Genomic DNA, 16,098 nt, shown 5'->3' on the forward strand with positions numbered 1-16,098 from the left:
CTTGTCGATGTTGCGACCGTCGAGCTTCACCACTTCGAACTCGAACAATGCATTTCGGGATAATTTCCACTTGCTCCCATCCGGTTCGAATCGGCCGTCCGGTAGGGCTTTCGCGTGGAGGCGAAAATCACTTTTCGCAAAGCAGCCGCTCGCCAGAATAGGGTTGGTAAGTACAGTCCGACGGCCGGAAAGAACGATAGCTGCGGGAGCAGGCAGTGATGTTGCAGGACTGCGGTGCGCCTTGACCGTCAATCATCGCCCCTGTCGACCGCGCCTCATTCGGCGCAGCCTCGGTCATCGCCTCCTGCATGAACTCCCGCCAGATACGGGCCGGCAAGGCGCCGCCTGTGACGCCGTTCATCGGCGCGTCATCGTCATTGCCCACCCAGACGCCGGCGACGAGCGGCTTCGTGAAGCCGACGAACCAGGCATCGCGATTGTTCTGGCTGGTGCCTGTCTTACCGGCCGCGAACGTCCCTGGGTCGGCTCCCCGTCCAGTGCCGCGCTCGACAACCAATTGCAGGAGCCCGAGGAGATCGGACTGGTAGGGCGAAATGTCCACAGTCGGCCGAGCTTGTGAACCAACCCGAAACGCCTTTGGCTGCCCCGCTGCCTGAAAGTCGATGATACCCCAGGGCCTGACGGGCGCCTTGCCGAGATGGACAGACGCGTAGGCGCTGGTCAGGTCAAGCAGGTTTACTTCGGATGTGCCGAGCGCCAGAGACGGTGTATTGGCAAGCGGCGCATCAATGCCGAGCTCTCGTGCGGCGGCAATCACATTGTCGAGCCCGATCTGATCGGCAAGCCTGACCGTCGCGGCGTTGAGTGACCGGGCGAACGCTTCGGCCAGTGTTACCCAGCCGTGATAGCGTCCGCCGGAATTTTCCGGCGACCAGCCGTCGATGTCGATCGGCGCGTCGAGAACCCAATCGGACAAGGTGAGCCCAGCCTTCAGGGCCGCGTAGTAGACGAACAGCTTGAAGGTAGAGCCCGGCTGCCGCATCGCCGTGACGGCGCGGTTGAACTGGCTTGCCTTGTAGTCGCGGCCGCCGACCATGGCAACGACTGCGCCTTCCGGTGTCATCGCAACAAAGGCAGCCTGCGATACTCCCGCAGCCTTTCCTTCCTTGTCTAGTGCCCTCCTTACGACGCTTTCAGCGATCTGTTGCAGACGCGGAACGAGGGTCGTGCGCACCGTCGTCGACCCCGGCGAGGCACCGGCGATCTCGCTCGCCTGCGGCGAAATCCAGTCAGCAAACCAGCTTCCGGAGCGCGGTGTCGGCGTCGTGGGATGCAGCTTGGCGAAACTCGCCTCGGCTTCCTCCGCCTCCGGTCTGGTGATCTTGCCATTGGCCATCATCGCGTCAAGAACAACGGCGGTGCGTTGCCGGGCGCCTTCGAAATTATCGATCGGATTCCATTGGCTCGGCGCCCGCAGCAATCCCGCCAGCATCGCCGATTCCGGCAGGTCGAGGGCGCCGATATCCTTGTTGAAGTAGATCCGCGCGGCGGCAGGCATGCCGGTCGCACCAGCGCCGAGGTAGGCGCTGTTGAGATAGCGTGTCAGGATTTCCTGTTTGCCGAGTTTCCACTCCAGCCAGAGGGCGATGACGACCTCCTGTATCTTTCGTTTTATTGTCCGATCGCTGTCGAGATATTGCAGTTTGATAAGCTGCTGGGTGATCGTGCTGCCGCCCTCTACCACCGAGCCAGCTTCGAAATTCCGCAGGAGCGCCCTTCCGATCCCTCTGACGTCGATGCCAAAGTGATGCATGAACCGCCGGTCCTCGATTGAGAGGACGGCGTCGATCAGATGCGGCGGAAACTGGTTGTATTGCGCATAGGCTCCTTGATACGGCCCCTGTCTGACCAACGGTGCACCGTCAGCGGTTTCCAGCACCACGACAGGCTTCAAGCTCCCATCTCGAATCTCGGCCCAGGGGACGTCCTTCAGTGCCCACACCAGGACACTTGCTGTCAGGAGGAGGCAGACAAGAAAGGCCGATCCCAGAGCGATTTTCCACCGTCTCGCATGAAGCGACGCGCGTCGGCGATTTCCGAAGGGCATCGCATACAGACCACGAACACCTCGCCCTGCCTTCACCAGAGCGGTCGCGAGCCACTTGCCAAGATTGCGGATGGTTGTTGTGTTTTCCGGCCGAATTGATCCCTTGAATTCCGTCCTCAATCGCGAAGCGGCTGCGACTGTCTTGGCCTTGGCCCAGGTTGAACACACCCCCAGATCATGAGTCAGGGCATGCAGTAAGTTGTGCGCTGCCTGTCTGCTTTGGCCGAAGGACGTGTAGGGCTGTTGCGGTTGTTCAGCCTGGGGAGATGAACTGGTCTTCTCCAATGGGTTCGTGGCGGGCGTCTGCGCCCGAGCATCGTCAGTCGGAAGCTCCACATTTGCCGGTTGATCGGCACCTGTGCTTGGGCGATCGGCACTTTGCGTCGAGGATTTGGGAGGACTTGGCATCGGTTACCGCTAAAATGCTCTTCCCGAAAATAGCGCGCGCTTATACCGCGGCAATGCCAAATGATCCATCGCAAAACGGCCCACGTCGCACGTTCGCCGAGGATCCCGCTTTATGTCATCGGACCTAAGTCCTTGTTCGAGCGGGACCTAGGTCCAGTGTCCAGACACGGTGCCGATGACATATTAAAATTCAAGGCGTGGGGAGATTGCCTTGCAATGGAGTGCGCATAAATCGGAATCGGAAAAGGACATGAAAAAGTTCATTATCGCAGCGTTGGCTTTAGCGACGGCGTTAACAGCGTCGCCCGCATTCTCTCAGATCTACTTCGAGTATGGGACCGGCCCTCGCTATTACGATCGCCCAGAACCACGGTACTATCGCTACCCGCCACGCTACGCCTACGATGACGACTATGGCCGCCCGAGGTATCGCCATGGCGACCGGTGCTGGACGCAGAGATACTACGCATATAGGCATCACCACCGCGTGGTACGGTACAGGACCGTCTGCGACTAGAGCCAAACGCGGTGGCTGTAGTTATCTGCAAGCGCATTCAGCGCAGCAGCGCCATCTCTCTTGAACGGCGCCCGCGCGACCGCGAGTTATTCGTTCCTCGCCCCGCACTCGGCGGCCTCGAAAGGGCTGAACGCTATCCAGCGCAGACGCGCGGGGGAATCGACGCAGCCGGATCGGCTCTCCTCGCACCAGCCCACGGTTTTCGGAAGAGGGGATCGGCCGCAAGAACCGATCCTGTCACGCCGCCAGGATCGTGATCCCATGGGCGTTTGCCGCTGCCCGCATGCGCGCCACCGTCTCCGGTGACGGGCTGCCTTGCGGCTGTTCGGTGACGCCTTCGGTCTCGATGAATTCGGCCATGTCGTGGTCGACGATCGCCGAAAAGATAGCAGGCACGGTTCCGTTGTTGGAATAGCCGTGCACCATGAAAGGCGCGATGCTGACGATGTCGCCGGCGCTCGCCTGGATCTCTTCCGGCCCGGTATCGGTCAGCCGCCAGATCGTGAGAGTACCCTCGATGATCCGGAAGACTTCCGGGCTCGCATGCGCATGCCGGGGCGTCCTGCCGCCGGGCTCGACGGTCACATCGAAGATGTTGAGCCAATTGCCCGTCAGGCGAGCCCGTCGCTCGACCTTGTCGCCCAGCACGAAGAAGCTTTTTGCTTCCGTCCGGGCATCTGTTTTCACAAATGAGTTGGACATGATGTCTCTTTCTTGTTCTTGCGGGGCGGTCCGATAGACCTTCGCGGCCGTTTTGGCAACCGCCGCAAAATCGGGGAAGGCGGCAAACGCGCGGCTTTTGCGTGCTTTCAGGCCCTGAAGCCGATCGCGGACATATCGGTACGGAGTATCCGCTGCGCAAGTGCGACAGGTTGGCCGCTGCTGTTTCTACGATACCGGCCTGTAATATCAGCGACACAGAAGAGGCGCATAGAACGCGCCGTTCCTTCCCCGCCAATCAGGCCATACCATCAGCGGAGCAACCCCATGTCTTCTCTTCCCGTCGTCGGCGCCGCCATGACGATCGACGAACTCGAAAACCATCGCGACTGGCTCTTCGAAAAGTCCCGCGATCTCGAACTGCAGAGCTTCATCAATGCCGACGTTCTGAACGGCGATTGGACGCCGCGGGCCGAGCGCGCCAGGAAGTTGCTCGACGGCTTCAAGGGCCGCGTCGGCATCCATGGCCCATTCTGGGGCTTCATCATCGCCTCGCAGGATCCGGATATCCGCTCCGTCGTCTCCCGCCGCCTGATGCAGGGCCTTGATGTCTGCGCCGCGATCGGCGGCACGCACATGGTCGTCCATAGCCCCTACACGACCTGGGGCTATAACAACCTCGACAACAATCCCGGTGAACGCGAGAACATCGTCGACTACTGCCATCAGACGATGCGCGACGCGGTAAAGCGCGCCGAGGAAATCGGCTGCACGATCGTCATCGAAAACATCGAAGACAAGGACCCGCATATCCGCGTAGCGCTTGCCGAGAGCTTCAACTCACCGGCCGTCGCCGTTTCGATCGACACCGGCCATGCGCATTACGCCCACGGCTCCACCGGCGCCCCGCCCGTCGATCATTACGTCCATGCCGCCGGCAACCGCCTTGGCCACGTCCACCTGCAGGACGCTGACGGTTATGCCGACCGCCACTGGGCGCTGGGCGAAGGCACCGTCAACTGGCGCGCAATCTTCGCTGCCCTTGCCAAGCTTGAAAGCAATCCGCGCCTCATCATCGAGATCAAGGACAAGTCGAAGATCATCGCTTCGGCCGAGTATCTCGCCTCGCTCGGCGTCGCTCAATAATAGAAACAGGCGGCGGGATGATCATCTCGCCGCCATCCCGAGCCTCAGTCGCGCATCGCCCAGCGAATGCCGGCGGCGACGGAGAGGCCGAGAAGCGGCCATATCGCCCAGAATATCCCATGCCACGTCAGCATGTTGATAACGACAATGCCGATCCCGACAACGGCAAGTGCAGCAATCCGCTGGTCGAACCGGCCCTGCATCCGCACCCATATCATGGCCGCGAAAAAGGCGAAGGCAAGCAGAGGCCAGACGGCCCAGAACTCGCCTTCCCAAGTGGCAATATTGATGACGACGAGCATGGCGCAGATGACGGCCAGGATGCCGGCGAGCTTACGCAGCCGGCCGCGCGGCGGCAGGGCCGGGGCCGGCCTTGGCGCCGGCATTTCGACGGAACGATCCGGAGAGGTTGTCGGCTCCTGCGGCTGAATTCCGAGATCGCCGATGCGCACGACATAGCTCGGCACGGCATCGGCGACATTCTTCATCTCCAGTGCCCCCAGAAAGTCGAATCCAACAGCCACCTTGTTGCGCACCTGATCGTAGACGGTATTCGAGATCACGATGCCCCCGGCAGGCGCCGAGGTTTGCAGCCGCGCGGCTATATTGACGCCGTCGCCATAGATATCGTCTCCTTCGACGATGACGTCGCCGAGATTGATTCCGATACGAAAGAGCATGCGCCCGTCCATGGGCCGCGCCGCATTCTTGCCGGCAAGCTCGTTCTGCACGTCGATCGCCGCCCGTACCGCCTCCACGACGCTCGGGAAATCCGCAAGCAGCCCATCGCCCCATGTGTTGACCACCCGCCCGCCATGCGATGCGATGAGCCGGGACATGGCATCGCGATAGTGTTTGAGCATGGCGAGCGTGCCTTCCTCATCCTCGCCCATCATGCGCGTATAGTCCTGCACGTCTGCTGCAAAGATCGTCGTCAGCTTGCGTTGTGTCTCGCTCATGAAATCCCCCATCGAGGCGGGTATGCTGCTGGATTCTTCAACCTATAGGTGTGATCGCAATCTTGCTTCCGGTAATCCGCACTGGTGCGAACAGCCGTCCCACATTTCTAGAACTGCGTAATCACGCTGATTCCCGTGCCTTCGGCCTTGTCGAGTGTCATCAGCGCTGGCACGGCTTCGGCAAGGCTGATGCACCGGCCGATCAGTTTCTGCGGCGCGATCTTTCCGGCGGCGAGCATCGCGAGCATGGCATCATAGCGCCAGGCCTGCATGCCGTGGCTGCCATAGATTTCCAGCTCGTGGCCGATCACCTGCGCCATCGGGATCTGCGGCGTCGAATGCTCGCCCAGCATCAGCCCCACCTGCACATGCCGGCCGCGCCGGCGCAGGTTCTTGATCGAATTGAAGCAGGTGACGGGATGGCCGAGCGCATCGATCGAGACATGCGCGCCGCCCTTGGTGATCTCACGCACGGCTTCCGCCACATCGACAACCGAGGAGGCATTGATCGTGGCCACCGCTCCGCATTCACGCGCAAAGGCAAGCTTCTCCTCGGAAATATCGACGGCGATCGCATTGGCTCCAAGCGCGCTGGCGATCATGATCGCCGAAAGCCCCACTCCACCGCAGCCATGCACCGCGATCCATTCACCGGGGCCGGTGCGCGCCTGGTCGGCAACCGCACGAAAAGAGGTGGCGAAGCGGCAGCCGAGGCTTGCCGCCGTCGCATCGTCCACGCTCTCGGGCAGATGAACCAGATTGGTATCGGCATAATCAATGCCGACATATTCGGCAAACGAGCCCCAATGGGTGAAGCCCGGCTGGAACTGGTTGGGGCAAACCTGCTGGTTACCGGAATGGCACTCGGCGCAATGGCCGCAGCCGGACACGAAAGGCACGGTCACGCGGTCGCCAACTTTGAAACGCACCACGCCCTTGCCCGTCGCGACGATCTTGCCGGCAAGCTCGTGCCCCGGGACGTGCGGCAGGCGGATATCCGGGTCATGTCCCATCCAGCCATGCCAGTCGCTGCGGCAAAGCCCGGTTGCGCCGATCTTGATAACCACGCCGTCTTCCGAAGGCGTCGGGTCCGGCACGGTGCGGATCTCAGGCGCCTGTTCGAAGGCTTCGTAATACATGGCTTTCATCTGTTCTCTCCTGAGCCGGCATGCGTGTCTTCTTCCATGATGGCATGCTGCGGTGGCATCCATCCAGTCGGCTTTCGATCATTTTCTTTTATGGAGCCATCGTTTTAGCACCAGGACACGCGCATCAATATTTCAATCGTAACGCGGTCTCCGGCATTTTCTTGCTTCGATGTTTCAACCGTCAATTTGCGCTTGACCGTCCCCGGCAGTGAGGATTTTGCTTTGCCGACTTCACAAGGAGAGCCGCAATGCCCGTCGATACGTCACCCCGCACGACCACCTGGACCTATGTCGACGGAGAGTGGATCGCCGGCAACCCGCCGCTGATCGGGCCGACCTCGCACGCCATGTGGCTCGGCTCCACCGTCTTCGACGGCGCCCGCTGGTTCGATGGCATTGCACCCGATCTCGACCTGCATTGCCAGCGCATCAACCGCTCTGCCGTCGCCATGGGCCTGAAACCGGTCAAAACGGCAGAAGAGATCGAGGCGCTCGCCTGGGAAGGTGTCAAGAAATTCGACGGCAAGACGCCGATCTACATCAAGCCGATGTATTGGGGCGAGCACGGCTCGGCAGGCAGTGTCGTCACCGTCGACGGCGAATCCACCCGTTTTGCGCTCTGCCTGTTCGAAGCGGCAATGGGTGGCCATGGCGGCTCTTCACTCACCGTTTCGCCCTATCGTCGCCCGACGCCGGAAACCGCAACGACGGATGCCAAGGCAGGCTCGCTCTATCCGAACAGCGGCCGGGCGATCGCCGAAGCAAGAAGCCGCGGCTTCGACAATGCCCTGATGCGCGACTTGAACGGCAACGTGGCCGAAACCGCTTCCTCGAACGTCTTCATGGTCAAGGACGGCGTGGTCTTCACACCGGTCGCCAACCGCACCTTCCTTGCCGGTATCACCCGCCAGCGCGTCATCGGCCTCTTACGCAAGGCCGGCTTCGACGTGCGCGAGGCGACACTGTCGGTCGAGGATTTCATGGGCGCCGACGAGATCTTCACGAGCGGCAACTATTCCAAGGTTGTCGGCGTCAACAGGCTCGACGGCCATAATTTTCAGGAAGGCCCGGTCACCCGCAAGGCGCTGGAGCTCTATATGGACTGGGCATACGGCCGTTCGGCGAGCGATGAGTAGCAGGACAGCTGCCGTGAGTGCACGGCAGCTGCATCCTGACTATCTCAAGCCATACAACCCAACCCCGTCAGGGAAGCCCTTCAACCGATGGCTTCCCACCGACACCGCATCCTCCGGCCTCGTTTCCTCGAAAAACGCCTCGGACATCAGCAGCGCCTCCCCAAGCTCGCTGCACATCCCCTGAATGCGGCTGACGAGATTGACGTCGCCGCCGATCAGCGTGAAATCCAGCCGCCGGCCGGAACCGATATTGCCATAGCTGACCTCGCCATAATGCAATGCGATACCGGCTTTGGCGCCGATGCCGTCATGATTGAAGCCGTCGAGCGCTTCGAGGATCGCCCGCGCAGCCGAAAGCGCCGCGTTGCAGGTGCTGGCCGCATCATAGCCTGGGAAAAAGGCGAGCACTGCATCGCCCATGAACTTCAGCACCTCGCCGCCTTCCCGGGTGATCGGCGGAATGACCCGGTCGAAATAGGCGTTCAATAGCCCAAGCACCGTTTCGCCCGGCAGGCGGTTGGAGAGTTCGGTAAAGCCGCGCAGGTCGCAAAGCAGGAGGGCCGCCTGCATGGATTCGATTTCGCCCTGGCGGATGCGGCCGGCGAGGATGCGGCTTGCTGTCATCGGCCCGATATAGGTGTCGAGCAGGCTGAGCTCGACCTGGCGCAGGATGCGGAGTTCGCTGGTATTGCGCAGCGCCGGCAGGATGCGTTCGATGACCTGCATTTCGGAGGCCGCGAAGCCGCCTGGCCGCTTGGTGCCGAAGATGGCGGCGCTGACCGGACCGTCGGCATTGCAGAGTGGGGCGATCATCAATTGCACAAGCTCGCGCCCGGTGAAGACGTCGAGATGCTGCCAACGGCCATGCGGGCTCTTGCCCGGCCCCGCGATCAGCATCTCGCGCGTTTCGAAAACCTTGTGCAGCGGCGTATTGGCGATGGCGAGCCGCGCGCCATGCTCGCGGTCATGGATCTCCACCGGTTCGCCCGGTGCCCAGGCGATGGTGCGGCCGATGAATTCCGGGTGCAGCGTCATGAGATGCAGCGTCAGCCGATCGACGGGAGCGCCGAGCGCCCGCAGGCGGCGCCCGAGACCGGAGACGAGGCCGGCCTCGTCGAGGGCATGGCATTCGTCGCCGGTCAGCCATTCGATGAGGTCGAACACGGCAGTGGTGTTGCCGCTGCGCGCGGGAGCTCTGGTTTCAACGGGATAATCAATGTCGAGCAGGTTGGTCATGGTGTTCTCCTCCTTGGGACGCGCTGATCTCAGTGAGCGCCGCCGCCGGAGACCTGGCCGGGTTTCTTGAGGAGCAGGGTCGCAAGAAGAGCGATGACGAGGGCGAGGCCGAGCAGGAAGAACGTGTCGCTGAAGGCCATGATATTGGCCTGCTTGCGCAGCTTCAGCGCGATGGCAACGATCGCCTTGTGGGTGGCAAGCGCCTGATCGGTAACGCCATGGTTCATGAAGTAGGCGGTCATCCTGGCGACACGCTCGCGGGTGGCTTCCTCGAAGACCGACACCGAGTTGGTCAGGATATTCGAATGGAACTGCTCGCGCTTCGACAGGAAGGTCTGCAGCGAGGCTATGCCGACCGCACCGCCGAGATTGCGCATCATGTTGAAGAGGGCGGAAGCCGAACCGGCATTTTCCGGCTCGATACCTGATGTGGCGATCGCCGACAGCGGCGTGAAGACAAGGGCCTGACCGACGGCACGCACGACATTCGGCCAGAAGAGCTGGTCGCTCGCATAGTCGCCTGTCATATGCACGTTCATGAAGTTCGAAGCGGCAAAGAGGGCAAAGCCGACGATAATCAGCAGGCGGACGTCGAAGCGCTTCATCAGGCGCGGCACCAGGGGGATCAGCAGAAGCTGCGGGATGCCGGTCCAGGCAAGCACAAAGCCGATCTGCTCGGAGTTATAACCCTGGATGCGGGTCAGGTAGATCGGTAGCACGAAGACGGAACCATAGAGCGCGATGCCCAGCAGGAAGTTCGCAAGGATGCCGAAGCCGAAGTTACGGCGGGCAAACAGGCGCAGGTTCAAGAGCGGATGGGCAACCTTCAGTTCGATGATGAGGAAGAGCGTCAGCGACACGGCGGCAATGATCGAGAGACGGATGATGAAATCCGAGCCGAACCAGTCTTCCTTATTGCCTTCCTCCAGCACAGTCTGCAGCGCGGCAAGACCGATCGCCATGGTGATGATGCCGGGCCAGTCGCCCTTGGCAAGCAGGCCGAGGTTCGTCGGTGCACGATCGAGCGAGGCCCAGAGCATGCCAACCATCAGCGCGCCAGGCACGAGGTTGATATAGAAGATGTATTCCCAGCCCCAGTTTTCGGTGAAATATCCGCCAATGGTTGGGCCGATCGCTGGCGCGAAAGTCGCCGAGAGCGCAAAGAGTGCAAGGCCCATCGGCTGCTTGGGCTTGGGCAGCAACGTGATGATGATCGTGAAGGCCATCGGGATCAACACGCCGCCGGTAAAGCCCTGGATGGCGCGCAGGATGATCATCTGCTGCAGGTTGACAGCGAAGGCGCAGGCGACCGAGAAGACCAGGAAGAGGAGGGCGTTGACCAGCAGATAGTTGCGGACCGAGAAGACGCGCGCAAGCCATGCGCTGAGCGGAATGACGACGATCTCGGCGATCAGGTAGGAGGTCGAGATCCAGCCGCCATCGTCTGTGCCGGCGCCGATCGCGCCCTGGATGTCGGCAAGCGAAGCATTGACGATCTGGATGTTGAGGATAGCCATGAAGGCGCCAAGCGTGGAGCCGACGACGGCGGTCCACATGCGAAGCGGGCTCATGACCGGTTTGGCAGCGGGGATGGCCGTAGCGGCAGGGCGCGCGGCCGAGTTGCTGTTTGCGGCGATCTGAAGCGTAGCCATGACTTATCTCCTTCCGGCTCTGCGGAAAACTGTCTCACGACGCTGTGTGGTGATGTCGGAGAAAGAAGCGGAAGGATCATCCAGCAGGAGTGGATAATCCTTCCTCCGCGGCCGCGGAGGTCTGAGCGGCCTTGGTATCGATATCAGGAATGACCGACATGCCCGAGCGCAGCAGGCCGGCAAGGCGTTCGTCATCGATGACGATCTTGACGGGGATGCGCTGGACGATCTTGGTGAAATTGCCTGTGGCATTGTCGGGCGGCAGCAGCGAAAATTCGAGACCGCTTGCCGGCGAGACGCTGTCGACATGGCCCTTGATCGCAATGTCGGGGAAGCTGTCGACCTTTATCTCCACCGCCTGGCCGGGGCGCACGAAGGTCAGCTGCGTTTCCTTGAAATTGGCGACGACATAGACCGCATGCAGCGGCACGACGGCCATCAGCTGCGTACCCGAGGTGACATATTGGCCGACGCGGATCGACCGGGCGCCGACCGTGCCGTCAACGGCCGCGACAATATCCGTATAGGAGAGGTTAAGCTCCGCCTGGCGTGCGGCAGCAAGAGCGCGGTCGCGCTGGGCAAGTGCCTGTTCGCGCTGCGTCTGCAGCACCGGCACTTTGTTCTCGGCGGCAACGACAGCGGCCCGATCGCGCTCGACGGCGGCCGCCGCCTGATCCTTCAGCGACTGGCTCTGTTCGGCGCGGGACTGCGTGCCGGCGCCGTTGGTGATCAGCCGGCTGGCGCGGTCGGCATCGGATTGGGCAAAAGTGAGCGAGGCCTGCGAAGCATCGAGCGTGGCACGCGCCTGAGCAATGATCGACTGCTGCAGCGAGATCTGGGTGTCGAGATTGGTGACGGCAGCCTCGGCAGCCTTTACATCGGCCCGGGCCTGCGAGAGCGCGGCCTGGAAGTCGCGATCGTCGATGCGGGCGAGAACCTGTCCGGCCTTGACCGGGTCATTGTCGTTGACGAGGACCTGTTTGATATAGCCGGCGACCTTCGGTGCGACGGTCGTGTAATCAGCCTTCACATAAGCATCGTCGGTGGATTCGATGAAACGGCTGACCGTCCAGTAGCGGTAGCCGAAATCGCCCGCGAAGGCGACGCCGGCAAGCAGCGCTGCGGCGATGACGGCGCGCTTGATGGCTTTGCGACCGTTCTTCTTCGGGGCTTCGACCCCTGCTGCGGCAGCTGCCAGTGCTTCCGCGGCGGGCGTCGCGGCTTCGGCGGTGGGAGCGATCCCGCCTTGCTGGGCAGTCTTGAACGCATCATTGCGGGGCAGTTCAACCATTGTCCGTCTCCATGCATCTCGGCCTCGTTCATGCGAAGCCTTGTTCGATGGCGTGGAAGATGGACCCGGAACTGCAATCTGATAATCTGCGCTTTTCGGGAAAGATCATCAACTCTCAGTGGATAATCGGAGCGCAACATGGATCGGCTGACCAGCCTCACAGTTTTCGGTCGGGTGGTGGAGTGCGGCGGCTTTTCGGCGGCGGCAAGGCGCCTTAATATGTCCGTCACCATGGTGGGCAATCATGTGCAATCATTGGAAGATCGCCTTGGCGTGCGCCTCCTGAACCGCACGACCCGCAAGGTGAGCCTGACCGAAACCGGCAAATACTACTACGAACGCTCTGCGCAAATCCTTGCCGATCTGGAGGAGGCGGACCGCACCGCTGGCGCATTGAGCTCGACGCCGCGCGGCACGCTGCGATTCTACACCAGCAGCGCCATCGTCCGCTTCCTGCTGCCTGTCATCAACGAGTTCATGACGCTCTATCCGGCCGTCTCGATCGATTTCAGCATCGGCGAACGCGCGGTGGATATGATCGAGGATGGATATGATCTGGTGATCCGCACGACGCCCTCTCCGGATTCAAGCCTGGTGGCGCGCAAGCTGACGCCGTGGCGGCATTTCCTGGTCTGTTCGCCGGACTATTTGAAAACCCATGCCATGCCGACGACGCCTGCCGAAGTCGCCGAGCACAATTGCCTGCAATATACCTACTATCCCTTTGGCGACGAATGGCGGTTCGAGGACAAGCAAGGCAAGCAGGAAAGTGTCAAGGTCGGCGGCAGCATCATTTCCAACAGCGCCGAGGCGCTACGTTATCTGGTGCTGAGCGGGCAGGGGATTTTCATGGCGCCGAGCTTCGTCGTGTCAGAAGATCTTGCCACGGGTCGTCTCGTCAGCATGATGCCGGATTATCGCGGCGTCGAGATTTTCATCAACGCGGTCTACCCCAACCGCAGCCATCTGCCGACCAAAGTCCGGCTCTTCCTCGACATGCTGGTGGAGCGCTTTGCCGAACATCGCAAATGGATGACGTGAAAAAGCGCCCGGCGAGACGGCTTTTCGCCGGAGCGGCATTCCGTCAGGGACAGACAGGCGAGCCAGCGTAACCAGCGGACTGGATATAGGCGGTCGGCGCAAAGAATTTCCCGCCGGCATCGAAGGTCATCAGCCCTTCCTCGCTCAATGCAGTCAGCACTGCCGGACGCGCCGCGACACGTTTCATGAATGCCGGAATCGCGGGAAACCGATCGAGATCGACTTTGATCCACGGCGACCAGTTGAGGCAGACGAAGAGATAGGCATCCGCGACCGTAAAATCCTCGCCGGTGAGATAGGGGTCGGCGAGCCTGCTGTTGATCCAGTCGAGACGCTTGTGAACGACCGCGCGCATGGCCTCATGTGCGGTGGCATAGTCGGCGTTGAAGAGCATCGCCATCGGCTTGTGGAGCTCTGAGGTAATGAAGTTCAGCAGGGACTGAACCTGATTTCGGGCAAAGCTGCCCATCTCCGGCAGCATCCTGCGTCCATTGGGTGCGCTGTCGGCGAGGAACTGGACGATAACAGGTCCCTCCGTCAGCACCTTGCCGTCGTCGAGTACCAGCGCTGGCACATAGCCATTGCCGTTGATGGCGAAATAGTCGTCACCTTCGCTGGTCCGGTGCGTCGTTCGATCGACCGTAATGAGCTCGATATCGATATCGAGTTCGCGGCAGACGATATGCGGCGAGAGCGAACAGGCGGCTGCGTGCATATAGAGTTTCATGGGTCTCCTCCTGCGGCGGCGCGAGGCTGCCTATATCAATTCGTTGGACATTTGTACTATTTCGCATAAAATTCCATCGGTCAATTATTTTATGCGAAGCGGTATAAAATGAACGAGAAGAAGCGCGGTCGCCCAAGAGCCTTCGATGCGAAGGTGACATTGGAAAAGGCGAGGGAGGTGTTCTGGGACCGGGGCTTTGCCGGCACGTCACTGGATACGCTGAGCGCTGCCACCCAGCTCAATCGCCCGAGCCTCTACGGCGCGTTCGGCGACAAGGAGGCTCTCTACCTCGATGCTTTGGAGGGCTATCGCGCCGAAAGCATGGATGTGCTGGCAAACGCGCTCGACCCATCGCTGCCGTTGCGTGAAAATCTAGGGCGTGTCTATAGCCGCGCCTTGGACATCTACCTTCATGGCGAGACATCCGCGCGCGGCTGCTTCCTCATCGGCACCGCAACGGCCGAAGCGATCCAGCACGAGAGCGTTCGGGAGGTGCTGAACCGCAGCCTCAACGATTTTGACGGTGAGATCGAGAAACGCATGGAGCTCGCGATAGAACGGGGCGAGTTGCCGGATGGAGGCGACCCTCACACACTTGCGAGGCTCGCCTCCGCCATCATGCATTCGCTCGCCGTCCGCGCCCGCGCCGGCGACAGTCGTGAGACGCTGGAATCCTTGGCGCAGTCCGGCGTAGACACGATCTGCGGCAAAGCCTGAGGTTCAGACTTCTTCCTCTTTCGTCCGCACCAGCCATGTGAAAGCCGCGCCCGCGAGCAGCAGAACGCAGGTGCCGAGAAAGACCGCCGGCATGCCGATGCGCCCGCCGACGAAGCCGCCGAGAACAGGTCCGGCGACCTGGCCCACATACTGCGAAGAGATGGAAAGGCCGAGGATACTGCCGGCCGCGCTGTCGGGCACGCTATGCCTGATGACTGCGGCGATGCAGGGCAGCAACCCGCCGAGCGCCACGCCCATCAGGAAGCGTAGAACGATGAGCTGCCAGGACGAGGTGACAAACGCCTGCGGGATGAGCAGCAGGCCGGCGACCGCGAGCGCCCCGGCAATAACCGGCCAGTGGCCGATCCGGTCGGCAAGCTTCCCGAGCCGCGAGGCAGAGAGAATGCTGCCGAGTGCCGCCGCCGACATGACGATGCCGGCCACCATCGTCACCTGACCCTGATCGGGCACGAGCTGTGCCACATAGACGGTGATGATCGGCTCGATCGACATATTGGCGAGCATCAGCAGCAGGCCGGTCGCGAGCATCGCCACCACTGGCCCCTTGTCGGGAATGGATCTCCAGCCGCCGGATGCCTTGGCCGCCTGTTTGCGGGCCGCCGATTTCTCCTCCTTGATGAGGAAGGTGGTGGCGAGGAAGGCGAGAAAGATCATGCCGCCGGCGGCCAGAAAGGTGCCGCGGATGCCGATGATGGGCGGCAGTGCCCCGCCGATCAACGGGCCGACGAGATTGCCGGCCATGATGCCCGACGACAGCACGCCGAGTGCCCAGGCGGATCGGTCTTTCGGGGTCTGTGTTGCCACCAGCACCATCGAGCCCGAGGCATAGCCACCTGCCAGGCCGACGAAGAGACGCAGCGCCACGAGTTGCCAGACGCTGCCGGCCATGCCCATCAGCGAGATGGCGATGGTCATGCCGAGGCTTGCGCGCACCAGCATCAGCTTGCGCCCGTAGATGTCGCCGAGCCGGCCCCAGAGCGGCGCGACGCATGCGGCGGCAAAGAAGGTCGCACCATAGGCGATGCCCGACCACTGCACGATCGCCGCATGGTCGCTCACGCCGAGTTCTTCCACGTAAAGCGGAAGAAATGGAAGAAGCAGCGTCATCGCCACGATGGTCGTGAACGAGCCGAGCAGCGAGATGACGAGATTGCGTTTCCAGTAGGCGGAGCCGGGCACCGCCTTTGCGGCGTCCCATTGGGTATCGGTCATTGCGGATCTTCTTCGGTACAGTCTGGCCGCGGCCAAGGTGAAGCGATCCTCACTTTAGGCACAACCCCAAAAGCTGCCAAGGACGGATTCCGCCCAATCAGACCTGCCGGCAAAGGGAAAAGCCGCTTGAAAGTCGCGATCTCGCCTCTAACTGATTGC

Annotated in this window: 13 protein-coding genes; 4 read left to right on the plus strand and 9 right to left on the minus strand. The window is 61.6% G+C overall.

Annotated elements, in window-relative coordinates; genetic code table 11:
• Positions 1 to 127: 127 nt before the first annotated feature.
• Both KQ933_RS03145 and KQ933_RS03150 read right to left on the minus strand, forming a co-directional pair.
• Complete coding sequence (locus tag KQ933_RS03145; protein WP_216757346.1) at positions 128 to 2,476, minus strand: PBP1A family penicillin-binding protein; 2,349 nt, start codon at positions 2,474 to 2,476, stop codon at positions 128 to 130.
• 754 nt (positions 2,477 to 3,230) lie between these two features.
• Positions 3,231 to 3,695 (minus strand): cupin domain-containing protein, encoded by a 465-nt coding sequence (locus KQ933_RS03150; protein WP_216757347.1) that lies wholly within the window; start codon positions 3,693 to 3,695, stop codon positions 3,231 to 3,233.
• Between the two features lie 285 nt (positions 3,696 to 3,980).
• On the opposite strand from KQ933_RS03150, the gene KQ933_RS03155 reads away from it, so the two are divergent.
• Positions 3,981 to 4,799 (plus strand): sugar phosphate isomerase/epimerase, encoded by an 819-nt coding sequence (locus KQ933_RS03155; RefSeq protein ID WP_216757348.1) that lies wholly within the window; start codon positions 3,981 to 3,983, stop codon positions 4,797 to 4,799.
• A 44-nt stretch (positions 4,800 to 4,843) separates the two neighbouring features.
• Here KQ933_RS03155 and KQ933_RS03160 read toward each other — a convergent pair whose 3' ends face one another.
• Both KQ933_RS03160 and KQ933_RS03165 read right to left on the minus strand, forming a co-directional pair.
• Positions 4,844 to 5,758 carry an adenylate/guanylate cyclase domain-containing protein gene (locus KQ933_RS03160; protein ID WP_216757349.1) on the minus strand — a complete coding sequence of 305 codons (915 nt, stop codon included), beginning with the start codon at positions 5,756 to 5,758 and terminating at the stop codon, positions 4,844 to 4,846.
• Between the two features lie 107 nt (positions 5,759 to 5,865).
• Positions 5,866 to 6,906: a zinc-dependent alcohol dehydrogenase family protein gene (locus KQ933_RS03165; RefSeq protein WP_216757350.1), complete on the minus strand. Its 1,041-nt coding sequence runs from the start codon at positions 6,904 to 6,906 to the stop codon at positions 5,866 to 5,868.
• 248 nt (positions 6,907 to 7,154) lie between these two features.
• Between KQ933_RS03165 and KQ933_RS03170 the strand changes: the two genes are divergently transcribed.
• A complete protein-coding gene (locus KQ933_RS03170) occupies positions 7,155 to 8,042 on the plus strand; it encodes a branched-chain amino acid aminotransferase (protein WP_216757351.1) in 888 nt (295 codons plus the stop codon).
• A 39-nt stretch (positions 8,043 to 8,081) separates the two neighbouring features.
• Here KQ933_RS03170 and KQ933_RS03175 read toward each other — a convergent pair whose 3' ends face one another.
• The 3 genes from KQ933_RS03175 to KQ933_RS03185 form a co-directional block, all read right to left on the minus strand.
• A complete protein-coding gene (locus tag KQ933_RS03175; RefSeq protein WP_216757352.1) occupies positions 8,082 to 9,278 on the minus strand; it encodes an adenylate/guanylate cyclase domain-containing protein in 1,197 nt (398 codons plus the stop codon).
• Between the two features lie 29 nt (positions 9,279 to 9,307).
• Complete coding sequence (locus KQ933_RS03180) at positions 9,308 to 10,930, minus strand: MDR family MFS transporter (protein ID WP_216757353.1); 1,623 nt, start codon at positions 10,928 to 10,930, stop codon at positions 9,308 to 9,310.
• A 76-nt stretch (positions 10,931 to 11,006) separates the two neighbouring features.
• Positions 11,007 to 12,221, minus strand: coding sequence for an HlyD family secretion protein (locus tag KQ933_RS03185; protein WP_216757354.1), 1,215 nt, complete (start codon positions 12,219 to 12,221; stop codon positions 11,007 to 11,009).
• A 138-nt stretch (positions 12,222 to 12,359) separates the two neighbouring features.
• Between KQ933_RS03185 and KQ933_RS03190 the strand changes: the two genes are divergently transcribed.
• Positions 12,360 to 13,262, plus strand: a complete 903-nt coding sequence (locus KQ933_RS03190) for a LysR family transcriptional regulator (protein WP_216757355.1) — start codon at positions 12,360 to 12,362, stop codon at positions 13,260 to 13,262.
• A 43-nt stretch (positions 13,263 to 13,305) separates the two neighbouring features.
• Here KQ933_RS03190 and gstA read toward each other — a convergent pair whose 3' ends face one another.
• The gene (gstA, locus tag KQ933_RS03195) at positions 13,306 to 13,989 is read right to left on the minus strand and encodes a glutathione transferase GstA (RefSeq protein WP_216757356.1); all 684 of its coding nucleotides are present in this window, start codon (positions 13,987 to 13,989) and stop codon (positions 13,306 to 13,308) included.
• A gap of 108 nt (positions 13,990 to 14,097) precedes the next feature.
• Between gstA and KQ933_RS03200 the strand changes: the two genes are divergently transcribed.
• Positions 14,098 to 14,706, plus strand: a complete 609-nt coding sequence (locus KQ933_RS03200) for a TetR/AcrR family transcriptional regulator (RefSeq protein WP_216757357.1) — start codon at positions 14,098 to 14,100, stop codon at positions 14,704 to 14,706.
• Positions 14,707 to 14,709: 3 nt separating this feature from the next.
• Here the strand turns inward: KQ933_RS03200 and KQ933_RS03205 are convergent, their stop codons facing one another.
• A complete protein-coding gene (locus KQ933_RS03205; RefSeq protein WP_216757358.1) occupies positions 14,710 to 15,939 on the minus strand; it encodes an MFS transporter in 1,230 nt (409 codons plus the stop codon).
• Between the last annotated feature and the right edge of the window lie 159 nt (positions 15,940 to 16,098).

Origin of the sequence: Rhizobium sp. WYJ-E13 (genome assembly GCF_018987265.1) — a bacterium.
In the GTDB taxonomy this organism is placed as follows: Bacteria; Pseudomonadota; Alphaproteobacteria; order Rhizobiales; family Rhizobiaceae; genus Rhizobium.